The organism is uncultured Demequina sp., assembly GCF_913055775.1.
Taxonomy (GTDB): domain Bacteria; phylum Actinomycetota; class Actinomycetes; order Actinomycetales; family Demequinaceae; genus Demequina.
Map to the genome: position 1 here is coordinate 1 of NZ_CAJXJX010000173.1, position 4117 is coordinate 4117.

At 73.3% G+C, this 4117-nt stretch carries 5 protein-coding genes; all 5 read right to left on the reverse strand.

The features are described 5' to 3' along the window. On the reverse strand, nt 1–839 hold an 839-nt coding region (locus tag QZ483_RS12940; RefSeq protein ID WP_297084668.1), incomplete at its 3' end, for an FAD-dependent oxidoreductase. 717 nt (nt 840–1556) lie between these two features. Next, the gene (panD, locus tag QZ483_RS12945) at nt 1557–2024 is read right to left on the reverse strand and encodes an aspartate 1-decarboxylase (RefSeq protein ID WP_297084670.1); all 468 of its coding nucleotides are present in this window, start codon (nt 2022–2024) and stop codon (nt 1557–1559) included. Next, complete coding sequence (panC, locus tag QZ483_RS12950; protein WP_297084672.1) at nt 2024–2878, reverse strand: pantoate--beta-alanine ligase; 855 nt, start codon at nt 2876–2878, stop codon at nt 2024–2026. The genes panD and panC overlap by 1 nt, the downstream gene beginning before the upstream one ends. Then, entirely contained in the window at nt 2875–3759 is an 885-nt protein-coding gene (locus QZ483_RS12955; RefSeq protein ID WP_297084674.1) for a Rossmann-like and DUF2520 domain-containing protein, read from the reverse strand. Before QZ483_RS12955 ends, panC begins: the two co-directional genes overlap by 4 nt. Further along, nucleotides 3752–4117: PH domain-containing protein (locus tag QZ483_RS12960; protein WP_297084676.1), on the reverse strand; the 366-nt coding region annotated here is incomplete at its 5' end. The genes QZ483_RS12955 and QZ483_RS12960, both read right to left, overlap by 8 nt.

The following is a 4117-nucleotide window of genomic DNA, read 5'->3' on the forward strand; positions in this document are numbered from 1 at the left end:
ACCTCCTGCTGGGCGACCGCGGCGCTGCCCGCGCCGAGCGCCGCCACTCGCCGACCCCAGAAGAACTGGTCCAGGATGAACGGGCAGATCACTGAGGGCCGGCCGGCGCGCAGCGCGGCGGCCAGCCCGTCGCCGGTGGCGGAGGACGGGTTTGTCGAGGACCGGAACACCTGGCCGATCCCGCCGGTCGCGGCGATCACCGACTTCGCGAGCGCCGCGCCCACGCCGTCGCGCGACCCCTCGCCGATGATGTGGAGGGTCACCCCGCACACGGGCCCGGGAACGCCATCGGCCCCAGGGGCGGCCGTGAGGATGTCAACGACCATCGCGTGCTCGATGACCTCGATGCCGGGGTCGTTCTTGACGGCCTCGAGCTGCGCGACGAGCGCCCGCGAGATCTCCGCCCCGGTGGCGTCGCCCCCCGCGTGCGCGATCCGGTCGCGGTGATGGCCGCCCTCGCGCGTGAGCGTGATCCCGCCGTCGGGGCCGGTGTCGAAGTTCGCGCCGCGCGCGACGAGCTCGTGCACCCGGGCCGGCCCCTCGGTGACGAGCGCCCGCACCGCCCGCTCGGAGCACAGGCCCGCTCCGGCGGTGAGGGTGTCCTCGAGGTGCTCGTCGGGCGTGTCCTCCGGGTGCAGCGCGGCGGCGATCCCGCCCTGGGCCCACACGGTCGAGCCCGAGCTGAGCACGCCCTTGGTCACCACGAGCACACGATCGACCTTGGTGCGCAGTTCGAGCGCGGCGGTCAGCCCCGCGATGCCCGAGCCCACCACGATGACGTCCGCGTCGATGGTCCACCCCGGATCGGGCGCGGCAAGAGTCCGGGCGAATCGGGTCATGGGGTCAACCTACCGCCCTGCTTCCGTGACAGTTTGAACCCATCCGGCGGCGACGCGCCGGTGAGACAGGGCCGATGCGGGGGACACCTCGGCGTGTCGCGTCCGGGTTGGTTCAGAACTGTCACGAAGGGCGCTGGGCGGCGCGATAGCCGGGGCAGCGGGCCGATGCGCGGGGCGGGGGCCGATGCGCGGGCCCGGTTCCGCAGCACCGGCGCGACCCGCAGTCCCCGCGGACGATGGGGCGGCCCCGGCGCGCCACGAGCGCCGGGGCCGCTCGGCGCCCAGCCTGGGGGTGGTGGGCGCCGGGGCGGAGGTCAGTCCGGAAGAGGCGTCCGGCCCACCGCGAACACGCCTGAGGCGCGATTGCAGCCGGAGCGGACACGTCCGTGTGCCGGTGCCACCAGCAGGTCGGAACGCCTCGGTGAGGACTGACGGGAGTGCCGCCCGCGAGCCGGAGCGACGCACGACGCTCCGACTCGACGTGAGTGCGTGGAGAGGTGACGGTGGATCGGGGCACAAGTCAGCGGCGCGACTGCGGTCTCGTTGCATCTCGTCGCCACTGGCGGGGCCTCGCCATCGTCCGGGACGGGGCACGCGCCACGCTGCGCGCACCCCTGTGGAGAAAACGATATCGGAGAGCGCTGTCCGGTCAAGCCCTCGGAGCCGATCCCTGCCATTTTCGATAATGGCGCGCCGTTATCGAAAGTGCTGCACCGGTCAAGAGGACGGGCGGAACGCGTCCCAGCCCTGCGTGTGGAACTCGTGGACCGGCACCCCGGAGCGCTCGAGCCCATACCCGTCGGGGACGGCTCCGGGATCGTCGCACTCCTGGAGGATGCGGTTGTCCCCATCCACGAACACCACATGCGGCTCGAACGTCCGCGCCTCCGCGTCCGCGAGCATGCCGTAGCCGATGATGATCACCAGATCCCCCGGGTTCACCAGGTGCGCCGCCGCGCCGTTGATGCACAGCTGCCCGCTGCCCGGCTCGCCGGGGATGGCGTACGTGGTCAGCCGCGCCCCATTGGTGACGTCGACCACGTCCACCTGCTGCCCGGGGATCAGATCCGCGTGCTCCATGAGCTCCGCGTCGATGGTGATCGAGCCCACGTAGTGCAGGTCCGCCTGGGTCACGGTCGCCCGGTGGATCTTGGAGATCATCATGGGTCGCTGGAGGCTGGTCATCACTCCTCCTCGCCTATCGTCACGGTCACGTTGTCGATCAGTCGCGTCGCACCCACGCGGGCCGCCACGGCGATCACTGCCTCGCCACGATAGTCCTCCGCGACGGCCATCGCCGTCAGCGGATCGATCGCCTCGAGATAGTCGACCCGGACGGCCGATGCGGGGGGCCGCTGGGCGAGCACCGCTCGCCCCGTCGCGAGAACGTCGGGCGCGGCCCCGCCATTCCTCGCGGCCTCGGCCGCCGCGAGCAGCGCACGCGACAGAATCAGGGCCTCGCCCCGCTCCCGTGCGGACAGGTGCACGTTGCGCGAGGACAGCGCCAGCCCGTCGGGATCGCGGACCGTACCGACCGCCTCGATCTCCACGGGCACCGCGAGGTCGCGGACCATCGCGCGCACGGCGATCACCTGCTGCGCGTCCTTCGCGCCGAACAGCGCGACATTGGGACTCGTGAGATGCAGCAGCTTGAGCACCACGGTGAGCACGCCGTCGAAGTGGCCAGGACGGTGCGCGCCCTCGAGCACGTCGCCGATCGCCCCCGCGCTCACCGTCACGGTCGGAGCGCCGCCGGGGTACATCTCGTCGACGCTCGGCGCGAAGACCGCGTCCACGCCCAGCGGCTCGAGCAGCGCGCAATCGGCGTCGAGCGTGCGCGGGTAGCGGTCGAGATCCGCGGCCTCGTTGAACTGGAGCGGGTTGACGAAGATCGTGACGACCACCTGGTCGGCGAGTTCGCGCGCGCGCCGCACGAGCGCGAGGTGCCCGTCGTGCAGGGCTCCCATCGTCATCACGACGGCCCGGTGCGCGCCCTGCTCGCGGGCGGGCAGCTCCGCGGCATTGCGGGCGATGATCATGGGTCGACTCCCAGGGTGGCGATGATGTCAGCGTAGGCCGCCGGGCCGATCCGCCCGCCCGACAGCGCGAGGTCCGCGGTCGCTCGCGCCATGGCGCGGTACGCCTGGAGAGTCTCGGGCTGCGACTGGAGCGCGGCCAGATGGGCCGCGACCGTTCCGGCGTCGCCGCGCACCACGGGCCCCGTGAGCGTGGTGACGGCGCCCGGCGCCTCCGAGATCGCGCCGTCCACGGACGCGTGCACCAAGGGCCCGAGGAGCCGTCCCGGCTCCTCCACGCCGATGCGCGCAAGAGTCGCGCTCGCCTGCGCGACCGCCGTGACGACGTGGTTCGCGCCGTGCACGAGTGCCGCGTGGTACGCGGGCCTGTCCGCATCGGCGATGTCGACCGGCTCGCCGCCCATCTCGACCACCAGCGCGTGAGCGATGGGCAGCACCGGGGCGGGAGCGGACACCGCGAAGCGCGCGTCCACGAGCCGGTCGAGGTCGAGCGACGTGCCCGTGAAGGTCATCGCCGGGTGGATCGCGAGCGGCATTGCGCCCGCCGCCGCGGCGTCCGCGAGCGCCTCTGTGCCGTACCGGCCGGACGCGTGGACCACGATCTGGCCCGAGCGCCACGACCCCAGCGACGCGAGCCCGGCGACCACGGCGTAGATCGAGTCGTCAGGGACGGTCACGAGCACCAGCTCCGCCGCCTCCACGACCTGCTGCGGCTCGACGTGCTGCGCCTGGGGCAGGAGCGCCTCGATGCGGGTGCGGGACTCCTCGGAGATGCCGGAGGCGGCCACGACCTCGTGGTCGGCCCGAGCGAGCGCGGCGCCCAGCACGGCGCCCACCCGTCCCGCGCCGATCACGCCGACGCGGAGCCTGCCCGGCCTAGCCACGGATGCCCACCGCCGTCATCCACTGCTCGGGGGTCTGGGTGGCGCGTGACTCGCGCGCGCGGGCGGTCTGGCTGTCGAGCAGCGCGACGGCATCGTCCACGTCGAGGTTCTCCGCGACGGGGCGCACCGGCCCGCGCGTCGAGTGCACGGTGAAGGACGCCAGGCGCCGGCGACGCTGCAGGGGGCCCTGCTGGATCGCGAGGGACTGCGTGCGCTCGTGCGGGACCACGAACATCTCGCGGACCAGGCGGCCGCGGCGGATCATCAGCGCGCGCTCGGTGGCCCGCACCCCGCGCTGGCGCCACTGGAACGGGTCGAACAGCCGCGCGCGGCTCGGGCTCGGGGTGAAGCCGCCCTC